We start from the raw sequence: 15,544 nt of genomic DNA on the forward strand, positions 1-15,544 counted from the left end.
GGTGTCCTCACCAAGAGGGGGACACCGTTTCCGGTGTCCCCCTCAGGGCTGCTAGTCGCGGGCCGCGGTCAGGTGTTCCGCGTGTTCCTGGAGCGAACGGACGCCCACGTCGCCGTGGTTGAGGGCGTCGATGCCCTGCACCGCGGCGGCCAGCGCCTGCACGGTCGTCAGACACGGCACGGACCGCGCCACGGCCGCCGTACGGATCTCATAGCCGTCGAGGCGGCCGCCGGTGCCGTACGGGGTGTTGACGATGAGGTTGACCTCGCCGTCGTGGATGAGCTGGACGATGGTCTTCTCGCCGTTCGGGCCGATGCCCTCGGACTGCTTGCGGACCACGGAGGCGGTGATGCCGTTGCGCTTGAGGACCTCGGCGGTGCCGGAGGTGGCCAGCAGCTCGAAGCCGTGCGCGACCAGCTCACGGGCCGGGAAGATCACCGACCGCTTGTCGCGGTTGGCCACCGAGATGAAGGCGCGGCCCTTGGTGGGCAGCGGGCCGTAGGCGCCCGCCTGCGACTTGGCGTACGCCGTGCCGAAGACGGAGTCGATGCCCATGACCTCGCCGGTGGAGCGCATCTCCGGGCCGAGGACCGTGTCGACGCCGCGGCCGTGGATGTCGCGGAAGCGCGACCACGGCATGACGGCCTCCTTGACGGAGATCGGCGCGTCCAGCGGCAGTTCGCCGCCGTCCCCGGTGCGCGGCAGCAGCCCCTCGGCCCGCAGTTCGGCGATGGTCGCGCCCAGCGAGATCCGGGCGGCGGCCTTGGCCAGCGGCACCGCGGTCGCCTTCGAGGTGAAGGGGACGGTGCGGGACGCGCGCGGGTTGGCCTCCAGGACGTAGAGGATGTCCCCGGCCATCGCGAACTGGATGTTGATCAGGCCGCGGACGCCGACGCCGCGGGCGATGGCCTCGGTGGAGGCCCGCAGGCGCTTGATGTCGAAGCCGCCGAGCGTGATCGGGGGGAGCGCGCACGCGGAGTCGCCGGAGTGGATGCCGGCCTCCTCGATGTGCTCCATCACGCCGCCGAGGTAGAGCTCCTCGCCGTCGTAGAGCGCGTCCACGTCGATCTCGATCGCGTCGTCCAGGAAGCGGTCGACGAGCACCGGCCGGGTGGGGCTGATCTCGGTCGACTCGGCGATGTAGGACGACAGCCGGGTCTCGTCGTAGACGATCTCCATGCCGCGCCCGCCGAGGACGTACGACGGCCGCACCAGGACCGGGTAGCCGATCTCGTCGGCGATGGCCTTGGCCTCGGCGAAGGTGGTGGCGGTGCCGTGCTTGGGGGCCGGGAGGCCGGCCTCCTGCAGCACGCGGCCGAAGGCGCCGCGGTCCTCGGCGGCGTGGATCGCCTCCGGGGAGGTGCCGACGATCGGGACGCCGTTGTCCTTCAGGGCCTGCGCGAGGCCCAGCGGGGTCTGGCCGCCGAGCTGGACCACCACGCCCGCGACCGGACCGGCGAGGGACTCCGCGTGGACGATCTCCAGCACGTCCTCCAGCGTCAGCGGCTCGAAGTACAGGCGGTCGGAGGTGTCGTAGTCCGTGGAGACGGTCTCCGGGTTGCAGTTGACCATCACGGTCTCGTACCCGGCGTCGCTCAGCGCGAAGGAGGCGTGAACGCAGGAGTAGTCGAACTCGATGCCCTGGCCGATGCGGTTTGGGCCGGAGCCGAGGATGATCACCGCGGGCTTCTCGCGCGGGGCGACCTCGGTCTCCTCGTCGTAGGACGAGTAGAAGTACGGCGTCTTCGCGGCGAACTCGGCGGCACAGGTGTCGACCGTCTTGTAGACCGGGCGGATGCCGAGCGCGTGCCGCACCTCGCGGACGACGTCCTCGCGCAGCCCGCGGATCTCGCCGATCTGCTGGTCGGAGAAACCGTGCCGCTTGGCCTCGGCGAGCAGCTCGGGGGTCAGCTCACGCGCCTCGGCGAGCTCGTCGGCGGTCTCCTTGATGAGGAAGAGCTGGTCGACGAACCAGGGGTCGATCTTCGTGTACTCGAAGACCTCCTCGGGCGTGGCGCCCGCGCGGATGGCCTGCATGACGGTGTTGATGCGGCCGTCGGTGGGGCGGACGGACTCCGCGAGCAGCGCGGACTTGTCGCCTGGGTCGCCGACGAACGTGAACTGGCTGCCCTTCCTCTCCAGCGAGCGCAGTGCCTTCTGGAACGCCTCGGTGAAGTTGCGGCCGATCGCCATGGCCTCGCCGACCGACTTCATGGTGGTCGTCAGCGTGGAGTCGGCGGACGGGAACTTCTCGAAGGCGAAACGCGGGGCCTTGACGACCACGTAGTCGAGCGTGGGCTCGAAGGAGGCCGGGGTCTCCTGGGTGATGTCGTTCGGGATCTCGTCGAGGGTGTAGCCGACGGCGAGCTTGGCCGCGATCTTGGCGATCGGGAAGCCGGTCGCCTTGGAGGCGAGGGCCGAGGAGCGCGACACGCGCGGATTCATCTCGATGACGATGACCCGGCCGTCCTCGGGGTTCACCGCGAACTGGATGTTGCAGCCGCCGGTGTCGACGCCGACCTCGCGGATGACGGCGATGCCGATGTCGCGCAGGGTCTGGTACTCGCGGTCGGTCAGCGTCATCGCCGGGGCGACGGTGATGGAGTCACCGGTGTGCACGCCCATGGGGTCGAAGTTCTCGATGGAGCAGACGACCACGACGTTGTCGTGCTTGTCGCGCATCAGCTCCAGCTCGTACTCCTTCCAGCCGAGGATGGACTCCTCCAGGAGCACCTCGGTGGTGGGAGACAGGGTCAGACCCTGGCCGGCGATGCGGCGCAGCTCCTCCTCGTCGTGCGCGAAGCCGGAGCCGGCGCCGCCCATGGTGAAGGAGGGGCGGACGACGACCGGGTAGCCGCCGAGGGTCTCGACGCCCTTGAGGACGTCGTCCATGGAGTGGCAGATGACCGAGCGGGCGGACTCGCCGTGGCCGATCTTCTGGCGGACGGCCTCGACGACCTCCTTGAAGAGGTCGCGGTCCTCGCCCTTGTTGATGGCCTCGACATTGGCGCCGATGAGCTCCACGCCGTACTTCTCCAGCGTCCCCGCCTCGTGCAGCGAGATCGCGGTGTTCAGGGCCGTCTGGCCGCCCAGGGTGGGCAGCAGGGTGTCCGGGCGCTCCTTGGCGATGATCTTCTCGACGAACTCCGGGGTGATCGGCTCGACATAGGTGGCGTCGGCGATCTCCGGGTCGGTCATGATCGTCGCCGGGTTGGAGTTGACCAGGATGACGCGCAGGCCCTCGGCCTTGAGCACACGGCATGCCTGCGTGCCGGAGTAGTCGAACTCGGCGGCCTGGCCGATGACGATCGGGCCGGAGCCGATGACCAGGACGGACTGGATATCGGTGCGCTTAGGCACGCTGGCCCTCCATCAGGGAAACGAAGCGGTCGAACAGGTAGGCGGCGTCGTGCGGACCCGCTGCCGCTTCGGGGTGGTACTGGACGCTGAAGGCCGGGCGGTCGAGGAGCTGAAGACCCTCCACCACGTTGTCGTTGAGGCAGACGTGGGAGACCTCGGCGCGGCCGTAGGGGGTGTCGGAGACCTGGTCGGTCGGGGCGTCGACGGCGAAGCCGTGGTTGTGCGCGGTGACCTCGACCTTGCCGGTCGTACGGTCCTGCACCGGCTGGTTGATGCCGCGGTGGCCGTACTTCAGCTTGTAGGTGCCGAAGCCGAGCGCGCGGCCCAGGATCTGGTTGCCGAAGCAGATGCCGAACAGCGGGGTGCCGCGCTCCAGGACCGCCCGCATCACGGAGACCGGGTGGTCGGCGGTGGCCGGGTCGCCCGGACCGTTGGAGAAGAACACGCCGTCCGGGTTGATGGCGAACACGTCCTCGGCGGTCGCCGTGGCGGGCAGCACGTGCACCTCGATGCCGCGCTCGGCCATCCGGTGCGGGGTCATGCCCTTGATGCCGAGGTCCACGGCGGCGACGGTGAACTTCTTCTCGCCGATCGCGGGGACGACGTACGCCTCCTTGGTCGCGACCTCGGCCGAGAGGTCGGCGCCCTTCATCTCGGGGGCCTGGCGCACCTCGGCGAGCATGGTGCCCTCGTCGGGCAGCGCGTGGCCGGAGAAGATGCCGACGCGCATGGCGCCGCGCTCCCGCAGATGGCGGGTGAGCGCGCGCGTGTCGATGTTGGAGATCCCGACGACGCCCTGCTGGCGCAGCTCGTCGTCCAGCGAGCGCCGGGAGCGCCAGTTGGACGGCACGCGCGCGGGGTCGCGCACGACATAGCCGGCGACCCAGATCTGCTTCGACTCCGGGTCCTCGTCGTTGACGCCGGTGTTGCCGACGTGCGGGGCGGTCATCACGACGACCTGGCGGTGGTACGACGGGTCGGTGAGGGTCTCCTGGTAGCCGGTCATGCCGGTGGAGAACACGGCCTCGCCGAAGGTCACCCCCACGGCCCCGTAGGCACGGCCGCGGAAGATCCGGCCGTCCTCCAGGACGAGGACGGCGGGAACCTTGGTGGCTCCCCTTGTGGAGGTCGTCATCGTGCGCCTTCCGTGTTGTTGATCATTTGGTTCAGGGTGTCGACCCACTCGGTATGCTCGGCGGCCGTGTCCGAGCGGAAGCCGGAGTCGATCAGCCGGTCGCCGTGCGCCCAGGTCACCACGAGCAGTCCGCCCTCGGTCAGTACCTTGCCGGCGATGCCCTTGTCGAGCCGGGCCTCGCGCAGCTGTCCGGCCGGGACGAAGAAGTCGCTCGCCCCGGGGCGTACGGCGTGCAGGCCCGCATCCGTCAGCGTCAGCTCGACCCGGCTGCGCGTGCCCAGGCCGTGCGCCACGATGCGGTCGAGCCACTGCCCGGCGGTGGTGGAGCCGTGGTAACGGCCGCTCATGCTCAGTCTCACCGGCCCCGGCTCATCAGGCGCGCTGGACAGCTCCGGGAGGTCGCCCTGGAGCGTGCCGCGCCATTTCCAGCCCTCGCGCATCAGCCAGTAGACGAGCGCGACGAAGAGGGCGAGGCCGACGAGCCAGCCGATGCGGGCGGCCCAGTCGGTCACCTCGGCCGACTTCTGTTCGGCGGCGATGGTCAGAAGTGGTGTCACGTGAGCTTCCCGTCGACGAGCGTGGCCTTGCCCCGGAGCCACGTGTGCGTCACACGGCCCGGCAGCTCACGCCCCTCGTACGGAGTGTTGCGGCTGCGCGAGGCGAAGCCCCTGGGGTCCACCGACCCACGGTATTCCGTGTCGACGAGCGTGAGGTTGGCGGGCTCACCAGCCGAGACGGGACGGCCGTGGCCCTTCGCCTGCCCGATCTCGGCGGGCTTGAAGGACATGCGCTCGGCGACCCCGGCCCAGGTGAGGAGCCCGGTGTCCACCATCGTCTCCTGGACCACTGACAACGCGGTCTCCAGACCGACCATGCCCATGGCGGCCGCGGCCCACTCGCAGTCCTTGTCCTCGTGCGGGTGCGGGGCGTGGTCGGTGGCGACGATGTCGATCGTGCCGTCGGCGAGCGCCTCGCGCAGCGCCAGCACATCACGCTCGGTGCGCAGCGGCGGGTTGACCTTGTAGACCGGGTTGTACGTCCGCACCAGCTCGTCGGTGAGCAGGAGGTGGTGCGGGGTGACCTCGGCGGTGACGTCGATGCCGCGGGACTTGGCCCAGCGCACGATCTCCACCGACCCTGCGGTCGACAGGTGGCAGATGTGGACGCGGGAACCGACGTGCTCGGCGAGCAGGACATCCCGGGCGATGATCGATTCCTCGGCCACCGCTGGCCAGCCGCCGAGCCCCAGCTCCGCGGAGACGACGCCCTCGTTCATCTGGGCGCCCTCGGTCAGCCGCGGCTCCTGGGCGTGCTGGGCGACAACCCCGCCGAAGGCCTTCACGTACTCCAGCGCCCGGCGCATGATCACGGCGTCGTCGACGCACTTGCCGTCGTCGGAGAAGACGGTGACACCGGCGGCCGACTCGTGCATGGCGCCGAGCTCGGCGAGCTTCTTGCCCTCCAGGCCGATGGTCACGGCACCGATGGGCTGCACATCGCAGTAGCCGTGCTGCCGGCCGAGCCGGTAGACCTGCTCGACCACACCGGCGGTGTCGGCGACGGGGAACGTGTTGGCCATGGCGAACACGGCGGTGTAGCCGCCGCTGGCCGCCGCGCGCGTGCCGGTCAGGACGGTCTCGGAGTCCTCGCGGCCGGGCTCACGCAGATGGGTGTGCAGATCTACCAGGCCCGGCAGCAGCACCTGGCCGGCCGCCTCGACGACCTCGGCACCCTCGGCCGACAGGCCGACGCCCACCTCGGCGATCACCTCGCCGTCGATCAGCACGTCCTGCGGCTCGCCGCCGAGCACCTTCGCACCACGGATCAGGATCTTGCTCATCTGTCTTACTTCTCCTCGATACGGGTGTGGGTGACGGCGGGCTGGTTGCCGCCCAGCAGCAGATACAGAACGGCCATCCGGATGGAGACTCCGTTTGCGACCTGCTCGATGGCGGTGCAGCGCTCGGAGTCGGCGACCTCGGCGGTGATCTCCATGCCCCGCACCATCGGGCCCGGGTGCATCACGATGGCGTGCTCGGGCATCTTCGCCATCCGGTCGCCGTCGAGGCCGTAGCGCCGCGAGTACTCGCGCTCGGTGGGGAAGAACGCGGCGTTCATCCGCTCGCGCTGCACGCGCAGCATCATCACCGCGTCGGACTTGGGCAGCGTGCTGTCCAGGTCGTACGACACCTCGCAGGGCCAGGTCCCGACACCGACCGGCACCAGGGTCGGCGGGGCGACGAGGGTGACTTCGGCGCCGAGGGTGTGCAGCAGGTCGACGTTGGAGCGGGCGACCCGGCTGTGCAGGACGTCGCCGACGAGCGTGATCCGCTTGCCGGCCAGGTCCTGGCCGATCCCGGCGTCCCGGCCGACGAGCCGGCGGCGCATGGTGAAGGCGTCCAGCAGGGCCTGGGTCGGGTGCTGGTGGGTGCCGTCACCGGCGTTGATGACGACCGCGTCGATCCAGCCGGAGTTGGCGAGCCGGTACGGCGCTCCCGAGGCGCCGTGCCGGATGACCACGGCGTCGACGCCCATGGCCTCCAGCGTCTGTGCGGTGTCCTTGAGGGACTCGCCCTTGGACACGCTGGATCCCTTGGCGGAGAAGTTGATGACGTCCGCGGACAGTCGCTTCTCTGCGGCCTCGAAGGAGATACGCGTGCGCGTGGAGTCCTCGAAGAAGAGGTTGACGATGGTGCGGCCGCGCAGGGTCGGCAGCTTCTTGATGGGCCGGTCGGCCACCCGGGCCATCTCCTCGGCGGTGTCGAGGATCTGGACGGCGTCGTCGCGGGTGAGGTCGGCGGCCGAGATGAGATGACGCTGCATCTGTCAGGCTCCGTAAGGCAGTTCAGATATCGGGAGATTCGGGGCAGGCGAGGGCACGCCGAAGGGGCGTGCGCGATCCGTCTGCTACTGGGTCGGCTTCACACCGAGCAGCACGGTGTCGCGACCGTCCTCCTCGGTGAGCTGGACCTTGACCGTCTCCCGCAACGACGTGGGGAGGTTCTTGCCGACGTAGTCGGCGCGGATGGGCAGTTCGCGGTGGCCGCGGTCGACGAGCACGGCGAGCTGCACGGCGCGCGGCCGGCCGATGTCGCCCAGCGCGTCGAGGGCGGCGCGGATGGTGCGGCCGGAGAAGAGCACGTCGTCGACGAGGACGACGAGGCGGCCGTCGAGCCCGTCACCGGGGATCTCGGTGCGGGCGAGCGCACGCGGCGGGTGCATGCGCAGGTCGTCCCGGTACATGGTGATGTCGAGCGAGCCGACCGGGATCTTGCGCTCGGTGATCTCTTCGAGCTTCGCGGCCAGCCGCCGGGCGAGGAAGACGCCCCGGGTCGGAATGCCGAGGAGCACCACGTCGTCGGCGCCCTTGGCGCGCTCGACGATCTCGTGGGCGATGCGGGTCAGTACCCGCGCGATGTCGGGGCCTTCGAGAACGGGCCGCGCATCGGACGCTTGCGTGTCCATACGAAAAGGACCTCCTTCTCCGCCTCACGGGACGGACCTTAAAGGACGCCGGGTTTGCGTCATCCACCGTAGCAGGCCGGGAAACGGACCCGGTTCACCCCCTTGGCCCAATCGGTGCTCGCTGCCACGGAAGAGTCGGTGTGGACCATTCGGCTTGACGCAGAAGAGTCACGCTGCGTAACCTCACAGTGAGTTACCAGCCGCGCGGCAGGAAGACGGCCGGCCGCGTCGACACAGTGTCCGGGGAGCTATATGTCCAGCGAATACGCCAAACAGCTCGGGGCCAAGCTCCGGGCCATCCGCACCCAGCAGGGCCTTTCCCTCCACGGTGTCGAGGAGAAGTCCCAGGGACGCTGGAAGGCCGTGGTGGTCGGTTCGTACGAGCGCGGCGACCGTGCCGTGACCGTACAGCGCCTTGCCGAGCTGGCGGATTTCTACGGCGTTCCGGTGCAGGAGCTGCTGCCCGGCACCACGCCCGGCGGGGCCGCCGAGCCGCCGCCGAAGCTGGTCCTGGACCTGGAGCGACTGGCCCACGTCCCGGCCGAGAAGGCGGGCCCCCTCCAGCGCTACGCCGCGACGATCCAGTCCCAGCGCGGTGACTACAACGGCAAGGTGCTCTCGATCCGCCAGGACGACCTGCGCACACTCGCCGTCATCTACGACCAGTCCCCCTCGGTCCTGACCGAGCAGCTGATCAGCTGGGGCGTGCTGGACGCCGACGCCCGTCGCGCGGTGTCCCACGAGGAGAGCTGACCCTTCTGCCGACTGAGCAGAAACGTGCCGCCGGGGTGGCCGGAACCTTCACGGTTCCGGCCACCCCGGCGGCTTTGTACGGGCCTGAGGCCCGCACGTACACACAGCAACGCCGGAGGCCCGCAGCATGCCGCTGCGGGCCCTCCGGCGATTCCTGGTGCCCCTACGCCTCGTCCCGGCGCAGCGAGGGCTTGAGCTCCTTGAACCGGCCGAGGAGGCCGTTGACGAACGAGGGCGACTCGTCCGTGGAGAACTCCTTGGCAAGCTGCACCATCTCGTCGAGCACGACGGCGTCCGGGGTCTCGTCGACCCAGATCAGCTCGTAGGCGCCGAGCCGCAGGATGTTGCGGTCGACGACCGGCATCCGGTCGAGGGTCCAGCCGACCGAGTACTGCGCGATCAGCTCGTCGATGCGCCGCGCGTGCTCCGCGTAGCCCTCGACCAGCTGCATCGTGTACTCGCTCACCGGCGGCTGCCGGGTGTCGGCCCGGGAGAGCCGGACCCAGTCCGCGAGGACCGTCAGGACGTCGGCGCCGCGCTGGTCGCCCTCGAAGAGGATCTGGAAGGCACGCTTGCGGGCCGTGTTGCGGGCAGCCACGGTTAGCTGTTCACCCGGCCGAGGTAGTCGCTCGTGCGGGTGTCGACCTTGATCTTCTCACCGGTGGTGATAAAGAGCGGGACCTGGATCTGGTGGCCGGTCTCCAGCGTGGCGGGCTTGGTGCCACCGGTGGAGCGGTCGCCCTGGACGCCCGGCTCGGTCTCCTGGATGACGAGCTCGACGGCGGCCGGCAGCTCGACGAAGAGCACCTCGCCCTCGTGCTGCGCGACGGTGGCGGTGAAGCCCTCGATCAGGAAGTTGGCGGCGTCGCCGACGGCCTTGCGGTCGACCATCAGCTGGTCGTAGGTCTCCATGTCCATGAAGACGAAGTACTCGCCGTCCATGTACGAGAACTGCATGTCGCGCTTGTCGACAGTGGCCGTCTCGACCTTGACACCGGCGTTGAACGTCTTGTCGACGACCTTGCCGGAGAGCACGTTCTTGAGCTTGGTGCGCACGAAGGCCGGGCCCTTGCCGGGCTTGACGTGCTGGAACTCGACGACGGACCAGAGCTGGCCGCCTTCGAGCTTGAGCACCATGCCGTTCTTGAGGTCGTTCGTGGAAGCCACGGTTGCGGAATCTCCTGGACTGACGTGGACGACCCCGGCGCACGCACTCCTACAGCGCGAGCAGCTCCTTGGTCGTGATGGTGAGTAGCTCGGGTCCGCCGTCCGCCTCGGGGCGGACGACGAGCGTGTCATCGATCCGGACGCCGCCCCGGCCCGGGAGGTGGACCCCCGGTTCGACGGTGACCGGCACGCAAGCGTCCAGTTTACCCATGGCCGCGGGGGCCAACTGCGGGTCCTCGTCGATTTCGAGCCCGACGCCATGGCCGGTGAGCGGCGGCAGGCCCTCCGCATGGCCCGCGGAGTCCAGCACCTGGCGGGCCGCGCGGTCCACGTCGCGGTAGGCGGCGCCGGGTGCGAGGGTCTCCCGGCCGGCACGCTGAGCGGCGAAGACGAGGTCGTACAGCTCGATCTGCCAGTCCGCCGGTGAGGTGCCGATGACGAAGGTACGGCCGATCTCGCAGCGGTAGCCGCGGTAGGTGGCGCCCAGACAGACGGAGAGGAAGTCGCCCTCCTCGACCCGTCGGTCGGTGGGCCGGTGGGCGCGTTTGCCGGAGTTGGGGCCGGTGGCGACGGACGTCGCGAAGGCGGGGCCGTCCGCGCCGTGGTCGACCAGACGGCGTTCCAGCTCCAGCGCGAGATGCCGTTCCGTGCGGCCGACGAGGATGGACTCCAGGAGCTCGCCCAGGGCCTGGTCGGCGATCTCGGCGCCGATGCGCAGGCAGGAGATCTCCTCCTCGTCCTTCACCACCCTGAGCTGCTCGACGGCTCCGCCCAGCTCCGCGAGGCGCAGCCGGGGCACGACGGAGCTGATGGCTCTGTACCGGGCGACGGTGAGGTGATGCTCCTCCACGGCCAGGGATTCGGCGCGCTGTCCTCCGGCGAGATCGGCGGCGGCCACCGCGGGGTCACCTCCGGCGCCGGGGAGCCTGTGCACGCGCAGCGCCTCGTCCGGGCGGCCCTCGGTGGGGCGGTCGTCCGGCGGGCCGGTGCACACCAGGACGTCCTCGGTACGGCCGATCAGCAGGACGGCGTCCTTGGGGGCCGCGCCCGCCAGGTAGCGGACGTTGGCGGGGCGGGTGACCAGAGCGGAGTGGCTGCCGCCGGCTTGGCAGTGGTCCCGCAGGCGGGATCTTCGGGTGGCGTACACCTCTGACATGACACGAGCGTAGGAGTCTTGTAGGTGCGGCGCCGTTCGGGAGGGCCGAGTGGGGGGCGGTTGCGGTCGTTCCGCCGGGTGCGGGTCGGTGGGGGCTTGTCGCGCCCACGCGGCGGAGCCGCACATCGATACAGCGCGGCGGAGCCGCACATCGATACAGCCCCGCGTCCCTCGGGCGGGACCAGTCCCCTGAGCCAAAAGGAGCCGCCCTACCAGCTCGGCGGACTCGCTATGGAGCGTGCCAATACGTCGTCCAGGACCTGTGCCGTCTGCTGAACGTCCAGCTGGGAGTTGTCGATGATCGGCAGGCCCGAGCCGTACCAGCCCGCCATGCGGCCGTGGATGCGGGCCACCTCCTCGTCGGTGAGGCGGCGGTTGCCGGAGCGTTCCGCGTTGCGCTCCAGGACGATCTCCAGGCCCGGGAGGAGAACCACCGGCAGCAGGCCGGGGCCCACGTGGCGCTTCCAGCCGCCGAGGCCCACGACCGGGCGGTCGGGGAAGACGGCGTCGTCGAGGATGCAGGAGATGCCGTTGGCCAGGAAGTTGCGCGCGGCGAAGCCGCAGGTGCGGCGGGCCAGGCGGTACTGGGCCTCGGAGTGGTCGTTCCAGCCGGTCTGGGGGTCGGCGAAGCCGGAGCGGACCCATTCGCGGACGTCGTCAAGGCTGATGTGGGCGGTGGGGATCCGGCGATGGTCGGCCCAGTACTTGGCGACGCTGGTCTTTCCGGCGCCCGCGGGGCCGATGAGCAGCACCGCGAGGGTCGTACCGGCCGGATCGGGCACGGCCGGGGGGCTCGGCATGGCGACCGGGCCGCCGGGCGGCAGCGGCACGTGGCCGGTGGTGTCCGGGGCCGGAGGCGGCGGGACGTGCTGAGGAGTGGGTGGGACCGAGCCCGGCGGCGGTGCGGTGAAGCCCGGTGCCGGGGGCACGGGAGCGGCTCCCTGGTGCGGGCCCGGGTGCGGCGGACCCGGGTGGTGTGCGGCCGGTGACCAGCCGACGGCCCGTCCGTGCCCCGGCTGGTGGGGCGGCGGCAGCGGAGAACCCACTGCGTGCTGCATCCGGTGCCACTCCATCTCGTACGGGCCATTGGCGCTGGCAGCGAGGCGCGAACCCCGCTCCCTACCGAACGGTACCGCCCCCGGCCTTCGTTTGGTGAACGGCCGGGGGCGGTCCGAAGTGCCCATGTGTACACGGAAAATCGGGCGTACGGCGTCCCGGCGGACTTACTGGCCCACTTCTCCGTACGCGGCGAGGAGCACTGCCGGGTCAGGTCCCTCCAGGACGGTGGGCTTGGCCAGGCCGTCCAGGACGATGAAGCGGAGCAGGTCGCCGCGGGACTTCTTGTCGACCTTCATGGTCTCCAGCAGCTTGGGCCACTGGTCGTAGCGGTAGTGCAGCGGAAGACCGACCGCTTCCAGGATCGTGCGGTGCCGGTCGGCGGTCGCGTCGTCCAGGCGCCCGGCCAGGCGCCCCAGTTCGGCGGCGAAGTGCATGCCGACGGCCACCGCGGCGCCGTGACGCCACTTGTAGCGCTCGTTCTTCTCGATGGCGTGGCCGAGGGTGTGGCCGTAATTGAGGATCTCGCGCAGGCCCGACTCCTTCAGGTCCGAGGAGACGACCTCGGCCTTCACCCGGATCGAGCGCTCGATCAGCTCGGCGGTGTTCGGTCCGGCCGGGGTGCGGGCGGCCTGGGGATCGGACTCGATGAGGTCGAGGATCGCCGGGTCGGCGATGAAGCCGGCCTTGATGACCTCGGCGAGCCCGGAGACATAGTCGTTGACCGGGAGGGAGTCCAGCGCGGCCAGGTCGCACAGGACGCCGGCGGGCGGGTGGAAGGCGCCGACGAGGTTCTTGCCCTCGGCGGTGTTGATGCCGGTCTTGCCGCCGACGGCCGCGTCCACCATGGCCAGCACAGTGGTGGGGATCGCGATCCAGCGCACCCCGCGCAGCCAGGTCGCCGCCACGAACCCGGCGAGGTCGGTGGTGGCGCCGCCGCCGACGCCGACGACGACATCGGTGCGGGTGAAGCCGGACTGGCCGAGCGCCTTCCAGCAGTAGGCGGCGACCTCGGCGGTCTTGGCCTCCTCCGCGTTCGGCACCTGGATGGCGACGGCGTCGTAGCCCTGCTCGACGAGGTCGCCGCGCAGCGCGTCGCCGGTCTCGGCGAGGGCCTCGGGGTGGATGACGGCGACCCGCTTGACCCTGTCCCCGATCAACCCGCCGAGCTCGCCCAGGAGTTGACGGCCCACCAGGACCTCGTACGGCTCACTGCCCGCCGTACCGCCGACCTGGATCCGCGTCACTGCCTCGCTCATGCTTCCTTCAACTCCAGTGCGTCCAGGGCGACTTGGGTTACCTCATCGGGCGTACGGCCATCAGTGGCGACGACCGCCGTCGCGATCCCCTCGTACAGATGACGGCGGGCCTCCATCAGCTCGCGCCACTGCTTGCGCGGGTTGACGGCGAGCAGCGGGCGGGCGGCGTTCAGTCCCGTGCGCTTGACCGCCTCCTCGACGTCCATCGAGAGGTAGACGACGCGCTGTCCGGCGAGCAGCGCCCGCGTGTCCGCGTCGAGAATCGCGCCGCCGCCCAGGGCCAGGACGCCGTCGTGCTCGGCGAGGGCCTGGTGCACCGCCCGTTTCTCGATCGCGCGGAAGGCGGGCTCGCCCTCGTCGACGAAGATCTCGGCGATGGTCCGGCCCTGCTCGGCGACGATGTCGTCGTCGGTGTCGCGGTAGCCGACGCCGAGCCGCTCGGCGAGCAGCTGTCCGACGGTGGACTTGCCCACGCCCATCGGGCCGACCAGGACGACGACCGGCGCAGGGCTCATCGGATGGCCAGGTTGTCGAGGTACGACTGAACGTTGCGCCGGGTCTCGGGCACGCTGTCGCCGCCGAACTTCTCCGCGACCGCGTCCGCGAGGACGAGGGCCACCATGGCCTCGGCGACGATTCCGGCGGCCGGGACCGCGGAGACGTCGGAGCGCTGGTGGTGCGCCTGGGTCGCCTCACCGGTCGTCACGTCCACCGTCTGCAGCGCGCGCGGCACGGTCGCGATCGGCTTCATCGCGGCGCGGACACGCAGCAGCTCCCCGGTGGTCAGACCGCCCTCGGTGCCGCCGGAGCGACCGGTGACCCGGCGGATACCCTCGTCGGTCTTCACGATCTCGTCGTGCGCCTTGGAGCCCGGCACCCGCGCCAGCTCGAAGCCGTCGCCGATCTCGACGCCCTTGATGGCCTGGATGCCCATGAGCGCTCCGGCGAGCCGGGCGTCCAGCTTGCGGTCCCAGTGCACATGCGAGCCGAGGCCGACGGGAACGCCGTACGCCAGGATCTCGACCACGCCACCGAGGGTGTCGCCGTCCTTGTGGGCCTGGTCGACCTCCGCGACCATCGCCTTCGACGCGTCCGCGTCCAGGCAGCGCAACGGGTCGGCATCCAGCTTCTCGACGTCGGCCGGGGTCGGGTAGACGCCCTGCGGGGCCTTGACGGAGCACAGCTCGACGACGTGGCTGACGATCTCGATGCCGGCGGTCTCCTTCAGGTACGACCGCGCCACCGCGCCCAGCGCCACCCGGGCCGCCGTCTCACGCGCCGAGGCCCGCTCCAGGATCGGCCGGGCCTCGTCGAAGCCGTACTTCTGCATGCCCGCGAGGTCCGCGTGGCCGGGCCGGGGCCGGGTCAGCGGGGCGTTGCGGGCGAGGCCGGCGAGGATCTCCGGGTCGACCGGGTCGGCCGCCATGACCTGCTCCCACTTGGGCCACTCGGTGTTCCCGACCATGATCGCCACCGGGGAACCGAGGGTGAGGCCGTGCCGCACGCCGCCGAGGAAGGTGACCTCGTCGCGCTCGAACTTCATCCGCGCACCGCGGCCATAGCCGAGCCGGCGCCGGGCCAGGTGGTCCGCCACCATCTCCGTGGTGATCGGCACGCCGGCCGGAAGGCCCTCCAGCGTCGCCACGAGTGCGGGGCCGTGGGACTCCCCCGCGGTCAGCCAGCGCAACCTGCTCAACGATGCTCCTCAGTGCTCGCGCCCTGGTACTGCTCTTCGTACGCGCGTCCTCGCGTACGGCGACGGCAAGACCAGGTGCGCGGCCCCGGCCCGCCACTTCCGATCCTCCCACGTCCCGGGGCCGTCCCCGGCCGCCGGTCCATCAGTCGGACGCGAATGTGTCAGCCCGCGACGCGGCTGCGCCATCAGGCGGAGCTGTCCTCCGGACGCCGCTGCGGGGCGTACGCGCCCAGGTAGTCGGCGCCGCTCCCCTGGTCGTACCGGGCCGCCGCGGGGGCCGGAGGCGCCTGGCGCAGCGCACGGCGGTGGACGATCTTGTTGCGCAGCTTCAGGCCCCAGGTCGCCAGAACGGCGAGCACGATCAGCACGAGCACGGTGTTCTGCACCCAGTCGGGCAGGAACCACAGCAGGCTCTCGAAGATCTGGCTCTTGCCGGACGCCAGCGGCTGACCTGTGGACATCGGACGTGTTCCCCTCCTGGTCCCGCCCCCTGCGGA

The 15,544-nt window shown here is 70.6% G+C and carries 15 protein-coding genes; 1 reads left to right on the forward strand and 14 read right to left on the reverse strand.

Annotated features, from left to right (window positions below; translation table 11 throughout):
* Window positions 1-51: 51 nt before the first annotated feature.
* The 6 genes from carB to pyrR all read right to left on the reverse strand — a co-directional run bounded on the left by carB (window position 52) and on the right by pyrR (window position 7,960).
* Window positions 52-3,360 (reverse strand): carbamoyl-phosphate synthase large subunit, encoded by a 3,309-nt coding sequence (gene carB / locus RMT89_RS17250; RefSeq protein ID WP_315884641.1) that lies wholly within the window; start codon window positions 3,358-3,360, stop codon window positions 52-54.
* The gene (carA, locus tag RMT89_RS17255; RefSeq protein ID WP_315884642.1) at window positions 3,353-4,495 is read right to left on the reverse strand and encodes a glutamine-hydrolyzing carbamoyl-phosphate synthase small subunit; all 1,143 of its coding nucleotides are present in this window, start codon (window positions 4,493-4,495) and stop codon (window positions 3,353-3,355) included. The genes carB and carA overlap by 8 nt, the downstream gene beginning before the upstream one ends.
* Entirely contained in the window at window positions 4,492-5,052 is a 561-nt protein-coding gene (locus RMT89_RS17260) for a hypothetical protein (protein ID WP_315884643.1), read from the reverse strand. The genes carA and RMT89_RS17260 overlap by 4 nt, the downstream gene beginning before the upstream one ends.
* Window positions 5,049-6,335 (reverse strand): dihydroorotase, encoded by a 1,287-nt coding sequence (locus RMT89_RS17265; protein ID WP_315884644.1) that lies wholly within the window; start codon window positions 6,333-6,335, stop codon window positions 5,049-5,051. Before RMT89_RS17265 ends, RMT89_RS17260 begins: the two co-directional genes overlap by 4 nt.
* Window positions 6,336-6,340: 5 nt before the next feature.
* Window positions 6,341-7,318 (reverse strand): aspartate carbamoyltransferase catalytic subunit, encoded by a 978-nt coding sequence (locus tag RMT89_RS17270; RefSeq protein WP_315884645.1) that lies wholly within the window; start codon window positions 7,316-7,318, stop codon window positions 6,341-6,343.
* Window positions 7,319-7,402: 84 nt separating this feature from the next.
* Window positions 7,403-7,960 carry a bifunctional pyr operon transcriptional regulator/uracil phosphoribosyltransferase PyrR gene (pyrR, locus tag RMT89_RS17275; protein ID WP_315884646.1) on the reverse strand — a complete coding sequence of 186 codons (558 nt, stop codon included), beginning with the start codon at window positions 7,958-7,960 and terminating at the stop codon, window positions 7,403-7,405.
* A 252-nt stretch (window positions 7,961-8,212) separates the two neighbouring features.
* Here pyrR and bldD point away from each other — a divergent pair, with 252 nt between their 5' ends.
* Window positions 8,213-8,713 carry a transcriptional regulator BldD gene (gene bldD, locus RMT89_RS17280; RefSeq protein ID WP_003956405.1) on the forward strand — a complete coding sequence of 167 codons (501 nt, stop codon included), beginning with the start codon at window positions 8,213-8,215 and terminating at the stop codon, window positions 8,711-8,713.
* Between the two features lie 163 nt (window positions 8,714-8,876).
* Here bldD and nusB read toward each other — a convergent pair whose 3' ends face one another.
* The 8 genes from nusB to RMT89_RS17320 form a co-directional block, all read right to left on the reverse strand.
* Window positions 8,877-9,311 carry a transcription antitermination factor NusB gene (gene nusB, locus RMT89_RS17285; protein WP_315884647.1) on the reverse strand — a complete coding sequence of 145 codons (435 nt, stop codon included), beginning with the start codon at window positions 9,309-9,311 and terminating at the stop codon, window positions 8,877-8,879.
* A 2-nt stretch (window positions 9,312-9,313) separates the two neighbouring features.
* A complete protein-coding gene (efp, locus tag RMT89_RS17290) occupies window positions 9,314-9,880 on the reverse strand; it encodes an elongation factor P (RefSeq protein WP_015661807.1) in 567 nt (188 codons plus the stop codon).
* Window positions 9,881-9,929: 49 nt separating this feature from the next.
* A complete protein-coding gene (locus RMT89_RS17295) occupies window positions 9,930-11,036 on the reverse strand; it encodes an aminopeptidase P family protein (protein ID WP_315884648.1) in 1,107 nt (368 codons plus the stop codon).
* A gap of 209 nt (window positions 11,037-11,245) precedes the next feature.
* Entirely contained in the window at window positions 11,246-12,094 is an 849-nt protein-coding gene (locus tag RMT89_RS17300; protein ID WP_315884649.1) for a Pro-rich N-terminal domain-containing protein, read from the reverse strand.
* Between the two features lie 165 nt (window positions 12,095-12,259).
* Complete coding sequence (gene aroB, locus RMT89_RS17305; protein ID WP_315884650.1) at window positions 12,260-13,351, reverse strand: 3-dehydroquinate synthase; 1,092 nt, start codon at window positions 13,349-13,351, stop codon at window positions 12,260-12,262.
* Complete coding sequence (locus RMT89_RS17310) at window positions 13,348-13,866, reverse strand: shikimate kinase (protein WP_315884651.1); 519 nt, start codon at window positions 13,864-13,866, stop codon at window positions 13,348-13,350. The genes aroB and RMT89_RS17310 overlap by 4 nt, the downstream gene beginning before the upstream one ends.
* A complete protein-coding gene (gene aroC, locus RMT89_RS17315) occupies window positions 13,863-15,047 on the reverse strand; it encodes a chorismate synthase (RefSeq protein ID WP_315884652.1) in 1,185 nt (394 codons plus the stop codon). Before aroC ends, RMT89_RS17310 begins: the two co-directional genes overlap by 4 nt.
* 185 nt (window positions 15,048-15,232) lie before the next feature.
* Window positions 15,233-15,508 carry a hypothetical protein gene (locus RMT89_RS17320; protein ID WP_315884653.1) on the reverse strand — a complete coding sequence of 92 codons (276 nt, stop codon included), beginning with the start codon at window positions 15,506-15,508 and terminating at the stop codon, window positions 15,233-15,235.
* Window positions 15,509-15,544: the final 36 nt, after the last annotated feature.

It is taken from the genome of Streptomyces sp. P17, assembly GCF_032436805.1.
In the GTDB taxonomy this organism is placed as follows: Bacteria; Actinomycetota; Actinomycetes; order Streptomycetales; family Streptomycetaceae; genus Streptomyces.

Bases quoted from the DNA above. Each gene is read 5' to 3' on its own strand.
- RMT89_RS17320 (WP_315884653.1), bottom strand. From the start codon at position 15,508: ATGTCCACAGGTCAGCCGCTGGCGTCCGGCAAGAGCCAGATCTTCGAG.
- RMT89_RS17295 (WP_315884648.1), bottom strand. From the start codon at position 11,036: ATGTCAGAGGTGTACGCCACCCGAAGATCCCGCCTGCGGGACCACTGC.
- aroB (WP_315884650.1), bottom strand. From the start codon at position 13,351: ATGAGCGAGGCAGTGACGCGGATCCAGGTCGGCGGTACGGCGGGCAGT.
- RMT89_RS17265 (WP_315884644.1), bottom strand. From the start codon at position 6,335: ATGAGCAAGATCCTGATCCGTGGTGCGAAGGTGCTCGGCGGCGAGCCG.
- carA (WP_315884642.1), bottom strand. From the start codon at position 4,495: ATGACGACCTCCACAAGGGGAGCCACCAAGGTTCCCGCCGTCCTCGTC.
- RMT89_RS17300 (WP_315884649.1), bottom strand. From the start codon at position 12,094: ATGCAGCACGCAGTGGGTTCTCCGCTGCCGCCGCCCCACCAGCCGGGG.
- RMT89_RS17310 (WP_315884651.1), bottom strand. From the start codon at position 13,866: ATGAGCCCTGCGCCGGTCGTCGTCCTGGTCGGCCCGATGGGCGTGGGC.
- bldD (WP_003956405.1), top strand. From the start codon at position 8,213: ATGTCCAGCGAATACGCCAAACAGCTCGGGGCCAAGCTCCGGGCCATC.
- pyrR (WP_315884646.1), bottom strand. From the start codon at position 7,960: ATGGACACGCAAGCGTCCGATGCGCGGCCCGTTCTCGAAGGCCCCGAC.
- RMT89_RS17270 (WP_315884645.1), bottom strand. From the start codon at position 7,318: ATGCAGCGTCATCTCATCTCGGCCGCCGACCTCACCCGCGACGACGCC.